This window comes from Streptomyces sp. RLB3-17 (assembly GCF_007113425.2).
Lineage (GTDB): Bacteria > Actinomycetota > Actinomycetes > Streptomycetales > Streptomycetaceae > Streptomyces > Streptomyces mirabilis_D.
Genome location: NZ_CP041610.2, coordinates 8,067,639 through 8,085,854, shown reverse-complemented (window position 1 = coordinate 8,085,854; position 18,216 = coordinate 8,067,639). Strand labels below are relative to the sequence as shown.

Genomic DNA, 18,216 nt, shown 5'->3' with positions numbered 1-18,216 from the left:
CCGGGCGACTGCACCCCTCAAGCGTTCATCTCCGCAACGAAATCACTCTAGTCGCTTCCTATGACAGTCCCAACTGCCATATGCAACAGGTGTGCTACCACTCAGCGAAGCTTCACTGCTTCTTCACCGCGCCCTCGCGCTCGCCCGAGCCCGTGCCGCCACTCGACACTACGTGGCCCACAGGGCGAAGGACCTGAGTACTCCTACTCATTCGGCGTTGCTGGGTAGCCATTGCGAACTCGCAAGGGAGGGGCACCCGCTCGACGATCTACCCCGCACTCCCCACCCCGAGAACCAGCCACTCCCACACCTTCTTCTTGCCAGTGCTCGGCCCGCTCGCCTGCTTCGTGCCGAAGAAGAGCCGTCCGTTCTGCACGATGACGTCGTTCAGCGTGGGGGCTGTGAGCGTCCAGGCTTCGGAGGGCAGATCGAAGTAGAGGTACGGGGTTTCCTTGCCGGTTCGCGGGTTCAGGCTGACGAGTCCCATGGGCGTGATGTGGTCGCTGCTCTCACGAAGTGCCAGGAGCTGGTCACCGCTCATCCGTAGGGGATACAGCAATTGGTCACGACCTGATTCGAACTTCTTGACCGTCTTCCCCGTCGCGAGGTCGAATCCGATGATCCAGTTGGAGTTGTTCACGATGGTTCCGTCGGGGTCCTCCCTGCTCATCAGGAAGACCTGGCCGTCTCCGACCACGATCGTCGGGCAGTTGTCCACCGCCCCGTCCTCCTCGCCGTCGACACAGTCGGCGACGTAGTGGCCCCCTTCGACGCGAATCGTGGCGCGGTACTTGCCGTGGCCGTCGAGGGAGATCAGGTCGGTGATCTCGACGTCGCCCGCCGCCACGGCGAGGACGGCGGGTTCGGCGGACACCAGGTAGACGCTCTGGACGCCCTCGGCGACCTGATACGTCCATGTGACCTTGCCCGTGCGGGGGTCCACGTTCCGGACCCGATACGACTCGGCGAGGCTCTTCTCGTCGAAGCAGTCGGTCCGGATGAGCAGGGCACGTCCGCCGGCCAGGCCCCCGTCCTTGCACTTAGGGGGAGGGGTACTCGTCCAGAGGAGTTTTCCCTGGTCCATGTCATACGCCTGCGAGCCCTTGCCCCACGCCACGACGACCGTGGCACGCGTCATGGTCACACTCGGCGTGTCGTAGAGGGCGTTCACCTTGGAGAACCGGGCCTCCCAAAGCTTCTTGCCCGTGTCGAGGTCGACGAAGGCCAGGTGGTCGCAGGGTGCATGGGTGTCGACACCGGACCGGAACAGGACAGCCGTGCGGTCCCCGACGGTCACATGACGCGTCGTACCGCAGATCGGTCCGGCGAGTCGGATGCGCCAGTTCTCGTCGCCCGTGGTGGCATCCTTGCCGATCTTGAAACCCACGAGGGTTCTGTTGATGCCCTTGGCAAGGATCTTGTCCGTCGCCCACATGCCCGGCATCGCGTGCGATTCACCGGCCTGCATGTCATCGGCGGAGAACCGGAAGGCCATGCGTCCAGCTATGTTCGCGGGTCGGTTCTCGACCGTCTCCCTGATGTCCAGGGGGCCTTGCTTCGCCAGGGCCGCCGCTTTGCCGGCCGCCCCGGCCGAGTGGTCGTCACCGCGCCAGAGGAGCCAACTGCCCACGCACAGCGCCCCGATCAGGAGGACTGCCACGCCACCGAACCGTTTCCAGCGGCGCTTCTTTCGTATGTCGTCCGCTGCCACAGCGGACTGTGTGTACATGGAAGGAGGTGGGCCGAAGCTCACGCGGAAAGGTCCTTTCGATGACCGCGATGAATGGGTGACAAGTCAGTGGCCAGGAAACGGAGATGTTGAGAACAGCCATGTCCCAGGCCGTCACTCCGCCCCCGCCACCCGCCGCTTCCTCCGCCGCGCGTCCCGCACCGCCACCGCCGTCCCGCTGAGCCCCGCCAGCAGAACCGCCGCCCCCACGGCCACATACGTCGCCAGTCGTGCGTTCCGTTCGTCCGGGGTTTCGCCCAGTTGCAGTTTTGCCGGGGTCGGGGCCTCGGCCTTCGAGAGGCCCTCGTGAGGGTCGGGGGACTCGATGGGGTGGTCGTCCTCCGTCAGGGCGCGGACCGGGTCGACCACTCCCCAACCGACCAGGCGGTCATGGCCCGCCACCGAGCGTTCGGCGGTCTGTTCGATCTGGGCCACGATCTGCTGTTGGGTCCAGTCGTGGTGCTTCGCCTTGATCAGAGCGGCGACTCCGGCGACGTACGGGGCCGAGAAGCTGGTGCCGTTGTCGGAGCAGTGGCCGCCCTTGGGGACGGTGGAGATCATGTCCACGCCGGGGGCCGCCACGCCCACGAAGTCGCCGGACTGCGAGAAGGAGGCGCGTTCGTTGTTTCGGTCCGAGGCGGCGACCGCCAGGACGCCGGGGTACGAGGCCGGATAGGTGTCCTTGTCGTTGCCGCCCAGGCCGTCGTTGCCCGCCGAGGCCACGACCACGATGTCGGCGGCCAGCGCCTCGTCCACCGCCCGTTGCAGGTCCGGGGCCGGTTTCACCGCGTTCGAGGTGTCCTGGGAGATGTTGATGACGTTGGCCTTGGCCCGGATCGCGTCGCGGATGGCCTCGGCCAAGGTTTTGGCCGTGCCGTGCCCCTCCGCGTCGTTCTGCTGGATGGGGATGATCGTCGACTCGGGAGCCAGGCCCACGAATCCGGTACCGGAGAGGGGCCGGGCCGCGATGATGCCCGCCACGCGGGTGCCATGGCCGACGGTGTCCGTCGTGCCGTTCTCCTTGCCGCGCGGGATCGGGTTTCCGCTGTCGTCCTTCAGTTTCTGCGGGAGGAGGTTCAGACCGGCCGCCGTGTCCACGGCACGGGTGAGCTGCGGGTTCTTCACGTCCACGCCCGTGTCGATCACGGCCACCCGTACGCCCTTGCCCTTTGACTGGCTCCACAGTTCGTCCAGCAGGACGCGTTGCAACGCCCAAGGGCGGCCCGCGTACTTCTTGTTCGGGAAGGTGCACTGGTCCGTGGACGTGTCCGCCGCCGCGAGCGGTGCGAGGGCGACGCCGGCAGTGGAAGCGAGCAGCGTCGCGGCCATGACGACCACGGTACGAAGAGGCCTTGCGGCCGGTGCGTACGACATGGACTCCCCCTACGAGCCCTGCGGCTGGCGTGCCGCCGATGTCGACAGACGGGGGCCGGTGGGCAGGAACTGGGACCAGGCGGCCGGGATGGGCGCCGGGTCCACGTCGGAGTAGCCCAGGCTGATCTGGGCCAGGCGGGCCTCCTGCTCGAGTTGCTTGCGCTCCTTGGCCGTGGTGCCGATGCCCGCGTCGTTCGTGGCGCTGTCGTCGTTGGACTGCATCGCGTAGCGCAGTCCGGTGTCGGTGACCAGGAAGACACCGCCCGCCGTGGTCTCCTCGCCCTGGAACTGGCGGTAGAGCTGCCCGGATCCAGGCGTGACGTACGCGCTGGAGGACCCGGTCGGGAGGGTGGCCGGGAATTCCGTGCCCGCCCAAGTGCTGAGCGTCGTCCTGCCCTTGCCCTTGTCCACGTCGCGCAGGACGTTGCAGACGGTGTTGCGATGCCCGTCCGACGCGTCCGCCTCGTTGACGGGGACGGGCATACGGCTCGGCCAGGTGTGGTCCGCGGCGAACCCGGCCGTACTGGGCACGAAGGCTCCGGCGCTGACGTCGAGAGCCGTGCCGGCCTGGCCGAGGCCGACCAGGTCACTGCTGTTCAGAAGCAGCTTGGCGGTGAAGTCCGAGACGGGAGCCACCTTGCCCTGCTCGACGAGGTAGTACTGCTCGCTCGCGCCGTTGGGCGCCTTGAGCACCATGCCGACCTTGTTCGCCTCGGCGGACAGGCTGCCCTGGACACCGGCGGCGGTGCCGATCTGCCCCTCGACCTTCGGGAAGGTGATGGGGTCGCCCTGGTGCAGGGTCTCCAGCCACTCCTTGGACACCCGCTGCGGTGCGCGGCCGGAGCCGACGAGCGTGCGCAGCAGCAACTCGTCGTTCTTGTCCACCTCGTACGACGTTCCGCTCGCGTCGACGATGTAGCGGGTCTTGTCCGGGCCTACGACGTACAGCAGTTCGCCGCCGGCCAGCTTCTGCTTGCTTCCTTCGGTCTTGTCCATGTCGCGTGAGGCCAGGACGAACGCGGCCTTCTGGATGGACCCGCCGCCCGCGCTCGGGCGTTCGCAGACGGCCCAGCGCTTCGCGGAGCCCGCCTCGGACGCGGCGGGAAGCCGGTCGGGGGCGTAGGGGATGCCGATGGTGACCCCGCGCGGGATGGTGCCCCTGTCGAGGATGGACTCGTCGACGGTGACGACGTCACCCTTGCCCGTCTTGAGCAGGAGCTTCGCGGAGGCCATGTTGAGGACCGGGTGCAGTTGGACCTTGCCGTCGGTCTTGAGCACCACGTAACGGGTGGTGGACTTGCTGGCGATGATCACCTTCTCGCCGACGGCGTTCCAGCCTTGCGGCGCGGTCGGTTTGAACATCCCCCACGCTCCGAACGCGGCCATGATGATCACGCCGACGAGGGCGCCCGGCAGCACGGCACGCAACGGGCGCGGTGCCCCTTCCTCCGAACCGTCGGGAGACGACTGGACGAAGGACGCCAGCATGCGTCGCTTCGCGAAGGTGTAGGCGTTGAGCTGGTCCCGCCGAGATGCCATGTGTGCCTGTTTCTCCCCGTGTATCGCCCGGCGGCGCTGGGGGGTACACCGTCCCCCGCCCTCCGTTGTCAGACCGGCCCCCTACTATGCCTGGTAAGGGATCGGTCTTGTGGAGCGGGTAGGGTATCGGGGCCCTCAAGGGCCCTGTGTGGTGGCGTTGTTCCAATGAGTTGTGAGGAAAACGGGGGGATGCAGTGATGGCTTCCGGAACGCGGTTCCGGTCGCGTGACCGGTCGCGGGAGCAGGGCTCCTCGGCACCCCGGTCGCAGCGGTCCGCGCCGCCCGCGCAGGCGCAGGGACAGACGGGGGCGCTGCATCTCAAGGTGCGTCCCGGGCAGTCGGGTTCGTTCCGGTTGCAACGGATCGTTCTGTTGGAAATCGCCGCCGCCGCACTGCTCGTCGGGTGGATCGTCGGTCCTTTCGCGCTGATGCCGGCCGCTGTCGTCGCGGTCGCACTCGTCCTCCTCGCCTTCGTACGGCGCCGGGGCCGCTCGTTGCCCGAATGGCTCGCCACGGCAAGGGCGTTGCGAGCGCGGCAGCGGCGCGCGGCGAGTACGCCGATACCGCCTGGGACGGAGCCCGGTCTCGCCCCCGCCGTGGAGTGCGATCCGGGCCTGCGGACCTCCGCGTACAGCGCGCGGGACCGACGGCCGGTCGGCGTGATCGGGGACGGTACGTTCGTGACCGCCGTCCTTCAAGTGGAGGCCGACGCGACCGCGTTGCGCGCCGAGCGGAGCCGACAGCCGCTCCCCCTGGGGCTGGTGCGGGACACGCTGGACGTGGACGACATCCATCTGGAGTCGGCGCAGATCGTGCTGCACACACAGCCCGCGCCCGCGCTGCACCTGCCCCAGCAGTCCGTGGCCGTCAGCAACTACGCGCCGCTCCAGGAGCAGACGGGGGCACCCGCCGTGCGCATCACCTGGATCGCGTTGAAGCTCGATCCGGAGCTGTGCCCGGAGGCCGTGGCCGCGCGCGGGGGTGGACTCGTCGGTGCGCAGAAGTGCGTCGTGCGCGCCGCGGACCACCTCGCGAGTCGGCTCACGGGGGCGGGTTTTCGTACCACGGTGCTCAATGAGGAGGAGTTGACGGCCGCGGTGGCGACCTCGGCGTGTGCCAACCCTCTGGTGACGGCCGAGGCGGGACGCACTGACCTGCCGGCGCGGCGGACCGAGGAGTCCGGCCGCAGCTGGCGCTGCGACAACCGCAGACACACGACGTACTGGGTGCGGCGCTGGCCCCAACTGGGCGGTGGCGGCGGGCCTTCCCTGCCGCAACTCGTCGCGCTGCTCACGGCCGTGCCCGCGCTGGCCACCACCTTCAGCCTGACGCTGCGGCGTGGAGAGCGCCAAGAAGTGTCGCTGTGCGGGCACATGCGGGTGACCGGCCGCAGCGACGACGAACTGGTCGCGGCGCGCCGCTCGTTGGAGCACGCCGCCCGCCAGGCCGGCACGGGGCTGGCCCGACTCGATCGCGAGCAGCTGCCCGGCGTGCTCGCCACGCTGCCTCTCGGGGGTGTTCGCTGATGGCCATGACCACAGGTGGAGCCACCGCCTCGGGGGCGTACGGGAACGGGAATTCGGGCGGGTTCGGGGCTTCGGGACCGCACGGGGCTTCGGGGGCTCGTGGAGCCGCGGGGGCCGGCTCGGCCGGCTCCCCCGGCTCGGCCCCGGAGCCAGGGCGTGGGCGTCTGCGCAGCGGGTTCGGGCTGCTCGGGCCTCGGCACGGGCGGCACTCGCTGTCCGTGGAGCAGGTCGACTCCCTCGCGCTGCCCATCGGGGACGACGGGGTCGTCATCGGGGTGGACGCCGAGGGGCAGCCCGCCGTGCTGGGGCTCAACCGGCCGACGCCGTACGACGTCGTCCTGATCGGCGGCCTCTGGACCGCGCAGGTGCTCGCCCTGAGAGCGGCGGCCACAGGAGCGCGCGTGGCCGTGGAGACGGGGCGCGCGCCGGCCTGGATGCAGATGGTGCACGCCATGGGCGGCGGGCAGAACGGCATGAGCGTGCACGACGTGGGGCGGGTTCCGCCGCAGGGCTCCTCGGCCGGCAACCCGGTGCTGGTGGTGCGCGACTGCGGGATGCGGCCGCCGCGCGGGCGTGTGGTCTCCGGCCCCTGGCAGTCGGTGCTGACGCTGTTGCCGTATCTCAGCCCGGTGGCCCCCCGGTTGCTGCGGCAGGCGCGGCTCGTCGGCGTGCAGCGGGTCTCACCGGACGAAGCCGCCGAAATAGGGCGGGCGTTGGCACTTCCCCGAGGCGATGTGGACTCACTGCCCACGCTCGCCGACGGGGTCACGCTCTGGTGCGCCGACCGCGACCGGCAGTACGTGATGACTCAGCCCACGGACGCCGAGACCGGATTGTTCGGTACGCCGCGCAGGATGGACTGACCGAGCGTCCCCGAGCGTCGCCACCTCAACATCGGTCCGTAATTGGACCTTTGGGAACGATTTCCCCCTGGTCGTGCCCGGTTCGTTCACCACGATTGCCCGGTTTGTCAACTCCCTTGATGCGTGCGCATTCCGCTTCTGGGCAAGGTGTGACGGAGCGGACCCGTGCGGAGGGGCGGACGGGCCTGCCGTCGTGGCGCTCGTGGTGATTAGGCTGGGACCGGGCGCGACCCGTATCCCTCGACCCACCCGTCGACGGACCCGCCCACGCTTCGCACGAAGAGACGCGAAGACGGACGCGAAGCGAACGGTCGCGTCAGCACGGCATTTGAGGGTGCTTGACCACACCAGGAGGAATTGTGAACAGCGATCGGGACGGGATCCGCGGGGGCTGGGCCACACCCGGCGATGACCAGTCCGACGCGGAGTCCGCCGTCGAGGCGACGGGCGAGTTCACCATCGACTACGCGCCGCCCGCCTGGTACACGCAGAACGCGTCGGGCCATTCGGCCCAGGCCTCGCCGACCCCACCTCCCCCGGCTCCTCCCGCGCCGTCCGCTCCGCCGGTGTCGTTCGACCCGGCCGCACCGGTTGCTCCGGCCGCGCACGTTCCGCCGGTGGCACCGGTGCCACCGGCCGTGCCCGCGTCCGGACCGCAGCCCGCCTGGACGCCGCCGACCGTACCGGCCGACGAGGCGGGTCTCGGGAACGGTGACATCGAGAGCGGCGCGACCATGCGGTTCTCCGCCGCCGCGCTCAAGCGTGAGTTCGCGGAGCGGGAGGCCGCGGCCCGACCCGCCGAGGAGACGTCCGCGGGCCCGACCGAGGACGCGGGTGTCGCCGAGGGCGCGCCGGTCGGTGACGGATCGGACGGCGAGGACACGACCGGCGGTGACTTCGAGTTGAGCGCGCCCGCCGTGCCGGCCGGGGAGCAGCAGTCCGCCGAGGCCTCCGGTGAGGTCGCGGCGGACGGCGAAGCGCCCTCGCCGGCGGAAGGCGTGAACGCGGGCACGAACGAGCACGACGGCACCGGCGCCGCCGCTGCGGGCGACGGTTCCGACAACAGCCCTGTGGGCAGCGGCTCCGACGCCACCTACTCCGCCGCGGGACACGGGCAGGAGGCCACGGACGTCGGGGCCGATGTGGCGGATCCGACCGCTGGTGAAGACGACCCGCACGGTGAGGTCGAGGCGTCGCAGGTTCCGGCCGACGCGGGCGACGACGACTCCGAGGACGCCACAACCGCAGCCGCAGCCGCCACCGCTGGTGGCCTCGAGGAGCCCGTCGGTGCCCCTGACGGTGACGTCGAGGGTGCCGAGGGTGCCTCCGACGCGGAGGGCGAGCCGCCCGTTGCCGCCGCGACGGCGGAGACCGCGGCTCAGGACTCCGCTCCCGAGGCCCCCGTATCCGAGGACGCGGCGCCGCACGAAGCCGATGACTTCGACGACTGGCCCCAGGACATCGCGCCGGACACCTCGCCGGGCGCCGGGACCGACGTACCGCAGGACGCGCGGACAGCCGCACCCGCCTGGGCTCCCCCGCCGCTGCCGCAGGGCGGACTGCCGCCACTGCCGCCCGCCTACCAGCCCGCAGCCCCGGCACCGGCGGCCCAGTGGCCCTCCCCCCAGCCGGTCGTGCCACCGCAGCCCGGGCCCCCTCAGCAGCCGCAACCGACGGCCGCGCAGGGTCAGGCACCCGTCCCGCCGCAGCCCTCGGCCGCGCAGGGACAGCCGACCGTCCCGCCGCAGCCGACCGCCGCGCAGGGACAGCCGCCCCTGCCGCCGCAGCGGGGTGGCTACGGCTTCCCGCATCAGCAGCCTCAGCAACCCCAGCAGCAGCCCTACCCGGGGCCGCCGCCCGCCCAGCCGACGGCCCAGCCGACCGTCCCGCCGCAACAGCCGGTTGCCCAGCCGCAGCCGCCGTTCCAGCCGCAGGCTCCGCAGCCCGCGCCCGCCGCCTGGCATCCGCAGGGCACGCCGCCCGCGCCGGGCCCCGTGGCCCCTCCGGTCGCCGACGCTCCCGTACCCGCGCCGCCCGCGCCGCCCGCGCCGCAGGACGGTTACGGCTTCCCGCACCCCGGGATTCCGGCTCCCGCCGCGCCCAACCCCCCGGCACCGCCTACCGGTTACGGGTTCCCGCAGACGGGCGCCCCCGCTCCCCAGCCGACCCCACCGCAGGCCGGCGCGCCCCAGCCGCCCGCACCGCAGGCCCCCGGCCCGCAGTCGGGCTACGGTTTCCCCCAGCCCCCGGCTCCGAACGCACCCCAGGAGGGCGGCTACGGCTTCCCGCAGCAGCCCCACCCGGGACCGCAGCCAGAAGCGCAGCAGGCGCAGCCCCAGCCGCCGGTGGACCCCCGTACCGGAGCCGGCTGGCCGCAGCCCATCCAGCACGACCAGCGTCAGCCCACCAACCCGGCCGCCGCCCCGCTCGGGTACACGGCCGCGGTGGAGTTGTCCTCCGACCGGCTGCTCAACAACAAGAAGCAGAAGGCCAAGAGCGGTCGCCCCTCCGGCGGCTCCTCGCGGTTCAAGCTCGGCGGCAAGAAGGAAGAGGCCGAGCGGCAGCGGAAGTTGGAGCTGATCCGGACGCCGGTGCTGTCGTGCTACCGGATCGCCGTCATCAGCCTCAAGGGCGGTGTCGGCAAGACGACGACCACCACCGCGCTCGGCTCCACGCTGGCCACCGAGCGACAGGACAAGATCCTGGCGATCGACGCCAACCCGGACGCGGGCACGCTCGGGCGCCGGGTGCGCCGCGAGACCGGGGCCACCATCCGCGACCTCGTGCAGGCGATCCCGTACCTGAACTCGTACATGGACATCCGGCGGTTCACCTCGCAGGCCGCCTCCGGTCTGGAGATCATCGCCAACGACGTCGACCCGGCCGTCTCCACGACCTTCAACGACGAGGACTACCGGCGCGCGATAGACGTGCTGGGCAAGCAGTACCCGATCATCCTGACCGACTCGGGCACCGGTCTGCTGTACAGCGCCATGCGCGGGGTGCTCGACCTCGCCGACCAGCTCATCATCATCTCCACGCCGTCCGTCGACGGTGCCAGCAGTGCCAGTACGACGCTGGACTGGCTGTCGGCGCACGGATACGCGGATCTGGTCTCGCGGTCCCTCACCGTCATCTCCGGGGTGCGCGAGACCGGCAAGACGATCAAGGTGGAGGACATCGTCAGCCACTTCGAGACGCGCTGCCGCGGTGTCGTGGTCGTGCCGTTCGACGAGCATCTGGCCGCGGGCGCCGAGGTCGACCTCGACATGATGCGGCCCAAGGTGCGGGAGGCGTACTTCAACCTGTCCGCGATGGTCGCCGAGGACATCGTGCGGCACCAGCAGTCGCACGGGCTGTGGACGAACGACGGCAACCCGCCGCCGGTGGCCGCCCCGCCGATGCCGGGTCAGTACCCCTACCCGCAGGGCCAGGGCGCGCCGGGAATGCCAGGAGCGCCGATGCCGGGGCAGCAGCCCCATCCCCAGCAGCCGGGCCAGCCGTACGCGGGGCCACCGCAGGCCGGCCAGCCCTATCCGGGGCCTCCCCAGCCGGGCCAGCAGTTCCACCCGGGTCAACCGGGTCAACCGGGCCAGCCCTATCCGCCGTACCAGGGCCAGCCCCCTCAGACCCCTCCCCCGCCCGCACCCCCACAGCAGTGACCGGACATCGAAGCCGGACGTCGACAACCGGACATCAGTAGCCCGATCGGGCCCTTCAGGGGCACCGTTTCTCGCCGAGGCCCGCGCCCTTCCCCCAGGGCGCGGGCCTTCGCGTGTCCAGGCAGGAAACAGGGCGTCACCCCCTGGCCAGGAGGGCTTCACCGGTCTGAACCAATGAGCGAATAATCCGCGCCAACTCGTTATTTCCGCAGGCCACACGGGGTTCACGCGCCGTTGACGCGCCGAGACCGCCGCTGATAGACACACACATCAATCCCGCCGGCGTCCCCCGATCACCCTGATCCAGTAGGTCAACCAGCCATCCCTGTGCGAGCGATGACGCGAGGTCACCGACCCATGAACAGACACGATCAGCCCAACAGAGGACGTCTGCGCCCCCGGCTCCTCGCCGCCGCAGCCGCCGCGCTCACCCTCACCGCCGGTCTCGCGACCCCGCTCAACCCGGTCCCGCAACAGGCCCAGGCCAAGGGGAGCCAGCAGGCCAAGGAGAGCAAGAAGGTCCTCACCGTCGCGGTCGCGCAGAGCGTCGACTCGCTGAGCCCCTTCCTGGCCTCGCGCCTGCTCAGTACGAGCGTCCACCGGCTCATGTACGAGTACCTGACCAACTACGACCCCGCGGACAACCACACGGTCCCGGGCCTTGCCACCAAGTGGGAGCCGTCCGCCGACAAGCTCACCTGGACCTACACGATCCGCTCGAACTCCAAGTGGTCGGACGGCCGACAGGCCACCGCCGCGGACGCGGCGTGGACGTTCAACAAGATGATGACGGACCAGGGCGCGGCCACCGCCAACGGCAGTTTCGTCACCAACTTCAAGAAGGTCACCGCCCCGAGCCCCACCCAGCTCGTCATCGAGCTGAAGAAGCCGCAGGCCACGATGGGCGCGCTCGATGTGCCGATCGTCCCCCAGCACATCTGGGAGAAGGTCAAGGACTTCTCGAAGTTCAACAACGACCAGAGCTTCCCGATCGTCGGCAACGGGCCGTTCGTCCTGACCGACTACAAGCCTGACAGCTATGTGCGGCTGAAGCCGAACAAGACCTTCTGGCGCGGCGCCCCCAAGTTCGACGAGCTGGTCTTCAAGTACTTCAAGGACCAGGACGCCGCGGTGGCCGCCCTGCGCAAGGGCGAGGTCTCCTTCGTCGCGGGCTCCCCCGCGCTGACCCCCGCCCAGGCGGCGTCCCTCAAGGGCGAGCCGAACATCAAGGTCAACGACGCTCCGGGCCGTCGCTTCTACGCCCTCGCCACCAACCCCGGCGCCCAGGCCAAGGACGGCAAGCACTTCGGTGACGGCGCCGAGTCGCTGCTGAACCAGAAGGTGCGCCAGGCGCTCTTCATGGCGATCGACCGCAAGACCCTCATCGACAAGGTCTTCCAGGGCCACGCCGTCGAGGGCGAGGGATACATCCCGCCGCGCTTCTCCACGTACCACTGGAAGCCGTCGGCGAGCCAGGAGCTCGCGTACGACCCGGCGAAGGCGGCCCAGCTCCTCGACGCGGCGGGCTACAAGAAGAACGCCGACGGCAAGCGCGTCGAGAAGAACGGCAAGCCGATCGACTACCGGATCCTCTGCCACGCCACCGACCCGAACGACAAGGCGGTCGGGCAGTACGTGAAGGAGTGGTTCGGCAAGCTCGGCATCGGTGTCACCCTCAACTGCCTCGACAACGTGACCGACCCCTGGCTGGCCGGCAAGTACGACCTGGCCTTCGACGGCTGGTCCGTCAACCCGGACCCGGACTTCGTGCTGTCCATCCACACCTGCGCGGCACTGCCCGCCACCGCCAAGGACACGGGCGCGACGGACAACTTCATCTGCGACAAGAAGTACGACGAGCTGTACGACCAGCAGCTCGCCGAGTACGACACCGCCAAGCGGGCGGACCTCGTCAAGCAGATGGAGTCGCGGCTCTACGACACCGGGTACATGAACGTCATGGCGTACCCGAACGCGGTCGAGGCCTACCGCACCGACCAGATCAAGTCGATCGAGACGATGCCCAAGGCCGCGGGCAACATCTACGGCCAGGACGGTTACTGGAGCTGGTGGTCGGCGGTTCCGGCCGACGCCTCCGGTGCGTCCTCCGACGGATCGAGCTCGACGGGCGTCATCATCGGCATCGTCGCGGGCGTCGTCGTTCTCGTGGGCGTCGGGGCGTTCTTCGCGATGCGACGCCGCGCCACGGCCGAGGACCGCGAGTAGACCTCCCCGTCCGCCGTCCCCGTACCCCGTCGCCCGACACCCACGGGGACCCCATGAACGTACGAGCGAATGAGTAGTTCATGACCGCTGAGGCAACACCCTCGCTGGTCGAGGCGACCGACGGTCCGGCCCAGGCCGGGCCGTCGGTCCGCGGGCCACGGGCGCGCACCACCACCGCGTATCTGCGTTACGTGGCGGGCAAGTTGGGCGGCGCGGCCGTCTCGCTGCTGGCCGTCCTCGTCACCAGCTTCTTCCTCTTCCGGCTCATCCCCGGCGATCCGGTGAAGTACATGACGGGCGGCCGTCAGGTCTCCGCCGGGCAACTCGCTCACTACCGCGAGGAGTTCGGGCTCGACCTGCCGCTGTGGCGGCAGTTCACCGACTACTGCGGCAAGGCCCTCACCGGCGACCTGGGCACCTCGTACCAGTTCCGGGCCCCCGTCATGGACAAGATCTCCGAAGCGCTGCCGAACACCCTCCTGCTCACCGGCACGGCGTTCGTCCTGTACACCGCGCTCGGCATCTTCCTCGGGACCCGCTCCGCCTGGCGCAACGGCGGCACGAGCGACCGCCTCAACACCGGTCTGGCCCTGACGCTGTACTCGATCCCGTCCTTCTGGCTCGGTCTGCTGCTCATCATCGTCTTCTCGGTGGGCATGGGGCCGATCCCCGGCCTGTTCCCGACCGGCGGCATGGAGTCGGGGGGCAAGGAGGGCTTCGCGTACGTCCTCGATGTCGCCCACCATCTGATCCTGCCGGTGGTGACGCTGGTCGCCGTCGAGTACGGGCAGACCCTGCTGGTCACGCGCTCGGCGCTGCTCGACGAGATGGGCAGCGACTATCTGACGACGGCGCGCGCGAAGGGCCTTCGGGACGATCTCGTCCGCCGTCGGCACGCCGTGCCGAACGCGCTGCTGCCGACCGTCACCCTCATCTTCATCAACCTCGGCCGGACGGTAGCGGGAGTGATCCTCGTCGAGACCGTCTTCTCCTGGCCGGGGCTGGGCGGGCTCTTCTACCAGGCGCTGAGCGTGCCCGATCTGCCACTGGTCCAAGGTCTGTTCTTCGTCTTCGCCTCGGCGGTGATCGTGATGAACACCCTGGCCGATCTGATCTATCCGCTGCTGGACCCACGGGTGGGCCGATGACCACGACCGAGTCGGACGGGCCGATGACAACCGAAGCAACCCCGCAGGTGGCCGCGGTCGGCCCGCGCGCCCTCGCCTGGCAGCGCCGCCGCCACTCCGCCGTCCGCTTCTGGCGGCAGTACCGCACCCACCGGGCGGGCGTCTTCGGACTGGCCGCCCTCTCCCTCTTCGGGCTGATCGCCCTGACCGCGCCGCTGACCGTCGGATCCGACGTGCAGAGTGTGACCGACGCGCCGGGCGGCCCGATGGAGAGCCCGAGCGCCCGATTCCCACTCGGCACCGACCAGTTCGGGCGCAACCTGCTCGGGCTCGTGGTGTGGGGTGCCCGGGTCTCGCTGCTCGTCGGGCTGCTCGCGGCCGTGCTCTCCGTCGCGATCGGCGCGCTCATCGGGATCACCGCGGGCCACTTCCGCGGCTGGTACGCGACCGTGATCATGCGGATCACGGACTGGTTCCTGGTGATGCCGACGCTGGTGCTCGCGATCGCACTGATGACCGTGATGTCGCGTTCGATCGGCACGATCATCCTGGCGATCGGCGTCACCACCTGGCCGACGACGGCCCGGCTGGTGCGGGCGCAGACCCTCGCCGTGGAGTCGCGGCCCTACATCGAGCGGGCGAAGGCGCTCGGGGGCGGGCACTGGCACATCATGTCCCGGCACGTGCTGCCCAACGTGATGCCGCTGGTGCTGGCGCAGACCACCCTGATCATCTCCTCCGCGATCCTCGCCGAGGCGACCCTCGCCTTCCTCGGCCTCGGAGATCCGACGGTCGTGTCCTGGGGCGGCCTGCTCCAGGACGCGCGGGAGGCGGGCGCGGTCAGCGCGGGCAAGTGGTGGTACCTGGTGCCGCCGGGCGTCGCGATCGCGGTGGTGGCGCTGGCGTTCACGCTGTGCGGACGCGCGGTCGAGTCGGTCCTCAACCCCAAGCTGGGGGTGACCCGATGAGCACTCCGGCGAAGCGGCGTCTGCTGGAGGTCAGGAACCTCAAGGTGACGTACGCGGGCGGGGCTGCCGCCGTGCGCGGCGTGGACCTCTCCCTGGACGCGGGCCAGAAGCTCGGTATCGCGGGCGAGTCCGGCTGCGGCAAGTCCACACTGGCGCTCGCGCTGCTGCGACTGCTGCCCACGGGCACCCGTACGAGCGGGGAGATCCTGCTCGACGGCGAGGACGTGCTGACGATGAAGTGGGGGCGGGTGCGGGCGGTCCGCTGGGCGGGCGCCTCGATCGTCTTCCAGGGCGCGATGCACTCCCTCAACGCCGTGCACCGCATCGGCGACCAGATCGCCGAGCCGATCCTGCTCCACAAGAAGGCGACCCCGGCGGGCGCGAAGAAGAAGACCGGCGAGCTGCTGGAGCACGTGGGTCTGCCCGCCGCCCGCGCGAACGCCTACCCGCACGAGCTGTCCGGCGGGCAGCGCCAACGCGTCATGATCGCCATGGCCCTGGCCTGCGACCCCCGGCTCGTCATCGCCGACGAACCGACCACCGCCCTCGACGTGATGATCCAGGCCCAGATCCTGCGCCTGATCGAACAGCTCGTCGCCGAGCAGGAGTTGGGCCTGATCATGATCAGTCACGACCTCGCCGTGCTCGCCGACACCTGCGACCGGCTCGCGGTGATGTACGCGGGCCGTGTCGTCGAGGAGGGCCCGGCCCGGCAGGTGTACGAGGCGGCCCGGCACCCGTACGGCAAGGCGTTGTCGGCGGCGTTCCCGCGCATCGGCGACGCCGCCTCGCGGTTCGCGCCGCGCGGACTGCCGGGCGATCCACCGGACCCGTCGGCGCTGCCGTCCGGCTGTACGTTCCACCCCCGCTGTGCGGTGGCGCTGGACAGCTGCGCCACCGAGGATCAGGCACTGCGGGAGGCGGGTGCGGGGCGGTGGGCCGCCTGTGTGCACGCCGGCGTGACCGTCCCCGAGCCGGGCACCCCGGCGGAAGAAGCCAGGAGCAGCGCCCCATGACCACCACCCCTGCGACCTCGCCCCCCGTGACCGCGGCTCCCCTGCTCCGGGCCGAGGGCCTGCACATCGCCTTCCCCGGACGTCACGGCGCCGCCCGCGCGCGTGCCGTCGACGGGGTCGACCTCGACATCCGCCCCGGCGAGATCGTCGCCCTGGTCGGCGAGTCCGGCTGCGGCAAGACGACGCTGGCCCGCTCCCTGCTCGGTCTGGTCCCGCCGACCGACGGCCGTGTCACCTTCGACGGGGCGCCGCTCGACTACTCCGCCCGCGCCCTCAAGGCCTACCGCAAGCGCGTCCAGCTGGTCCTGCAGGATCCCAGCGGCTCGCTCAACCCCCGGCACACGGTGTACGACGCGGTGGCCGAGGGGCTGCGCATCCACAGGTACGGCGGCGACGAACGGGCGGCGGTCGCCGAAGCCCTCTCCCGGGCCGGTCTGCGCCCGCCGGAGCGCTTCTTCCTGCGCTACCCGCACGAGCTGTCCGGCGGCCAGCGCCAGCGCGTCGTCATCGCGGGCGCGCTGGTCCTGGAGCCCGAACTCATCGTCGCCGACGAGCCGGTGGCCTCCCTCGACGCGTCGGTACGCGGCGAGATCCTCGCCCTGCTCCTGCGGCTGCGCACCGAACTCGGCCTGTCCGCCCTGGTGGTGACCCACGACCTGGGGCTGGCGTGGAACATCGCCGACCGGGTCGCGGTGATGTACCTGGGCCGGATCGTGGAGACCGGCGAGGTGGAGCAGGTCCTGACCGCGCCCCGGCACCCGTACACCCAGGCCCTGTTGTCCGTCCTCCCGGAGGCCCCGGGCGACCCCGTGGTCCTCACCGGCGAACCCCCGGACCCCTCCCGCATCCCCGCCGGCTGCCGCTTCCACGCGCGCTGCCAGATCCTGGCGAGCGGAGAGGCCGAACGGGCGGGCGTTGCGGACGCGTGCCGGGGCGAGGACCTGGAGGTACTGAACGGCGGCGGCGAGGCGCAGGTGGCGTGCCACTGGGCACGGCTCGGTACGTGAAGCGGACGGCGTGCGGACGGGCACTCAGTACGTGAACCAGGTGGAATGCCGCTGGACGCCCAGTACGTGAAAAGGGGCGCCCGGTGCCTTTGAGAGCACCGGCGCCCCTGTGCCGTACGACGAGTCACTCCCCGTCGTAGGCCTCGATCAGCTCGCGCGAGCGCTTCACATCGTCGGCGATGGCTTCCAGCAGCGCCTCGATGGAGTCGAACTTGGCCATGCCGCGGACGTAGGCGAGGAAGTCGACGGCGACGTGCAGGCCGTACAGGTCGAGGCCGACGCGGTCGATGGCGTACGCCTCCACCGTGCGCTCGGTGCCGTCGAACTGCGGGTTGGTGCCGACGGAGATCGCGGCGGGCATCGCCTCACCCTCGACGTGCAGCCAGCCGGCGTAGACGCCGTCGGCGGGGATCGCGGTGTGCGGGAGGGTCTCGACGTTGGCGGTGGGGAAGCCGAGCTCGCGGCCACGCTGAGCGCCGCGGACGACGATCCCCTCGACGCGGTGCGGGCGGCCCAGGATCTCGCGCGCGCCCTCCACATCGCCCTCGGCGACCAGCCGCCGGGTCAGGGTGGAGGAGAACGGCTGACCGCCCCCGGCGGAACCGCTCACGTACAGCTCCACCACCTCGACGTCGAAGTCGTACGTCTCGCCCTGCTCGCGCAGGAAGTCGACATTGCCGGCCGCCTTGTGGCCGAAACGGAAGTTCGGGCCCTCGACGACGGACTTGGCGTGCAGCTTGTCGACGAGGACCTTGGCCACGAAGTCGGCGGGCGACAGCTTCGAGAACTCGGTGGTGAAGGGGAGGATGAGCAGCGCGTCCACACCCAGATCGGCGCACAGCTCGGCGCGGCGGTGGTGCGGGGCGAGCAGCGGGGGGTGGCTGCCGGGGCGCACGACCTCGCTCGGGTGCGGGTCGAAGGTCACCACGACGGAGGGAACGCCCAGCTCACGGGCGCGGTCCACGGCATGCTTGATGATCAGCTGGTGTCCGCGGTGCACCCCGTCGTAGGAACCGATGGTGACGACGCTGCGCCCCCAGTCCTCGGGGATGTCCTCCAAGCCACGCCAGCGCTGCACTGTGACCGCTCCTTGTCGAACCCGTGTCCGTGATTGCCTCATTCGCAGCTCTAAGGGTGCCATGCCGAGTGCGCTCGGTTCGCATCGGCATCGGGGTGTGA

At 70.5% G+C, this 18,216-nt stretch carries 12 protein-coding genes; 8 read left to right on the top strand and 4 right to left on the bottom strand.

Annotated features, from left to right (window positions below):
- Positions 1-268: 268 nt before the first annotated feature.
- From FNV62_RS36515 to eccB, 3 genes are all read right to left on the bottom strand, one after another.
- Positions 269-1,660 (bottom strand): PQQ-binding-like beta-propeller repeat protein, encoded by a 1,392-nt coding sequence (locus FNV62_RS36515; RefSeq protein WP_225900487.1) that lies wholly within the window; start codon positions 1,658-1,660, stop codon positions 269-271.
- Positions 1,661-1,843: 183 nt separating this feature from the next.
- The gene (gene mycP / locus FNV62_RS36510) at positions 1,844-3,058 is read right to left on the bottom strand and encodes a type VII secretion-associated serine protease mycosin (protein ID WP_225900486.1); all 1,215 of its coding nucleotides are present in this window, start codon (positions 3,056-3,058) and stop codon (positions 1,844-1,846) included.
- A 54-nt stretch (positions 3,059-3,112) separates the two neighbouring features.
- Entirely contained in the window at positions 3,113-4,642 is a 1,530-nt protein-coding gene (gene eccB, locus FNV62_RS36505) for a type VII secretion protein EccB (protein ID WP_097286460.1), read from the bottom strand.
- A gap of 197 nt (positions 4,643-4,839) precedes the next feature.
- Here eccB and eccE point away from each other — a divergent pair, with 197 nt between their 5' ends.
- From eccE to FNV62_RS36465, 8 genes are all read left to right on the top strand, one after another.
- Positions 4,840-6,168, top strand: a complete 1,329-nt coding sequence (gene eccE, locus FNV62_RS36500; RefSeq protein WP_164331817.1) for a type VII secretion protein EccE — start codon at positions 4,840-4,842, stop codon at positions 6,166-6,168.
- A 5-nt stretch (positions 6,169-6,173) separates the two neighbouring features.
- On the top strand, positions 6,174-7,031 hold the full coding sequence (locus tag FNV62_RS36495) for a hypothetical protein (RefSeq protein WP_225900485.1): 858 nt from the start codon (positions 6,174-6,176) through the stop codon (positions 7,029-7,031).
- A gap of 359 nt (positions 7,032-7,390) precedes the next feature.
- The gene (locus FNV62_RS36490; RefSeq protein ID WP_143628352.1) at positions 7,391-10,693 is read left to right on the top strand and encodes an SCO5717 family growth-regulating ATPase; all 3,303 of its coding nucleotides are present in this window, start codon (positions 7,391-7,393) and stop codon (positions 10,691-10,693) included.
- A gap of 357 nt (positions 10,694-11,050) precedes the next feature.
- A complete protein-coding gene (locus FNV62_RS36485; protein ID WP_143628350.1) occupies positions 11,051-12,919 on the top strand; it encodes an ABC transporter substrate-binding protein in 1,869 nt (622 codons plus the stop codon).
- A gap of 80 nt (positions 12,920-12,999) precedes the next feature.
- Positions 13,000-14,067: an ABC transporter permease gene (locus tag FNV62_RS36480; RefSeq protein WP_181360931.1), complete on the top strand. Its 1,068-nt coding sequence runs from the start codon at positions 13,000-13,002 to the stop codon at positions 14,065-14,067.
- A gap of 23 nt (positions 14,068-14,090) precedes the next feature.
- Positions 14,091-15,014 (top strand): ABC transporter permease, encoded by a 924-nt coding sequence (locus FNV62_RS36475; protein ID WP_060898392.1) that lies wholly within the window; start codon positions 14,091-14,093, stop codon positions 15,012-15,014.
- The gene (locus tag FNV62_RS36470; RefSeq protein WP_143603088.1) at positions 15,011-16,030 is read left to right on the top strand and encodes an ABC transporter ATP-binding protein; all 1,020 of its coding nucleotides are present in this window, start codon (positions 15,011-15,013) and stop codon (positions 16,028-16,030) included. Before FNV62_RS36475 ends, FNV62_RS36470 begins: the two co-directional genes overlap by 4 nt.
- Complete coding sequence (locus tag FNV62_RS36465; protein WP_097286456.1) at positions 16,027-17,037, top strand: ABC transporter ATP-binding protein; 1,011 nt, start codon at positions 16,027-16,029, stop codon at positions 17,035-17,037. The genes FNV62_RS36470 and FNV62_RS36465 overlap by 4 nt, the downstream gene beginning before the upstream one ends.
- A gap of 124 nt (positions 17,038-17,161) precedes the next feature.
- Here the strand turns inward: FNV62_RS36465 and FNV62_RS36460 are convergent, their stop codons facing one another.
- A complete protein-coding gene (locus tag FNV62_RS36460) occupies positions 17,162-18,115 on the bottom strand; it encodes a bifunctional riboflavin kinase/FAD synthetase (RefSeq protein WP_054232824.1) in 954 nt (317 codons plus the stop codon).
- Between the last annotated feature and the right edge of the window lie 101 nt (positions 18,116-18,216).

Bases quoted from the DNA above. Each gene is read 5' to 3' on its own strand.
- FNV62_RS36475 (WP_060898392.1), top strand. From the start codon at position 14,091: ATGACAACCGAAGCAACCCCGCAGGTGGCCGCGGTCGGCCCGCGCGCC.
- eccB (WP_097286460.1), bottom strand. From the start codon at position 4,642: ATGGCATCTCGGCGGGACCAGCTCAACGCCTACACCTTCGCGAAGCGA.
- FNV62_RS36485 (WP_143628350.1), top strand. From the start codon at position 11,051: ATGAACAGACACGATCAGCCCAACAGAGGACGTCTGCGCCCCCGGCTC.
- FNV62_RS36465 (WP_097286456.1), top strand. From the start codon at position 16,027: ATGACCACCACCCCTGCGACCTCGCCCCCCGTGACCGCGGCTCCCCTG.
- FNV62_RS36495 (WP_225900485.1), top strand. From the start codon at position 6,174: ATGACCACAGGTGGAGCCACCGCCTCGGGGGCGTACGGGAACGGGAAT.
- mycP (WP_225900486.1), bottom strand. From the start codon at position 3,058: ATGGCCGCGACGCTGCTCGCTTCCACTGCCGGCGTCGCCCTCGCACCG.
- FNV62_RS36470 (WP_143603088.1), top strand. From the start codon at position 15,011: ATGAGCACTCCGGCGAAGCGGCGTCTGCTGGAGGTCAGGAACCTCAAG.
- FNV62_RS36480 (WP_181360931.1), top strand. From the start codon at position 13,000: ATGACCGCTGAGGCAACACCCTCGCTGGTCGAGGCGACCGACGGTCCG.
- eccE (WP_164331817.1), top strand. From the start codon at position 4,840: ATGGCTTCCGGAACGCGGTTCCGGTCGCGTGACCGGTCGCGGGAGCAG.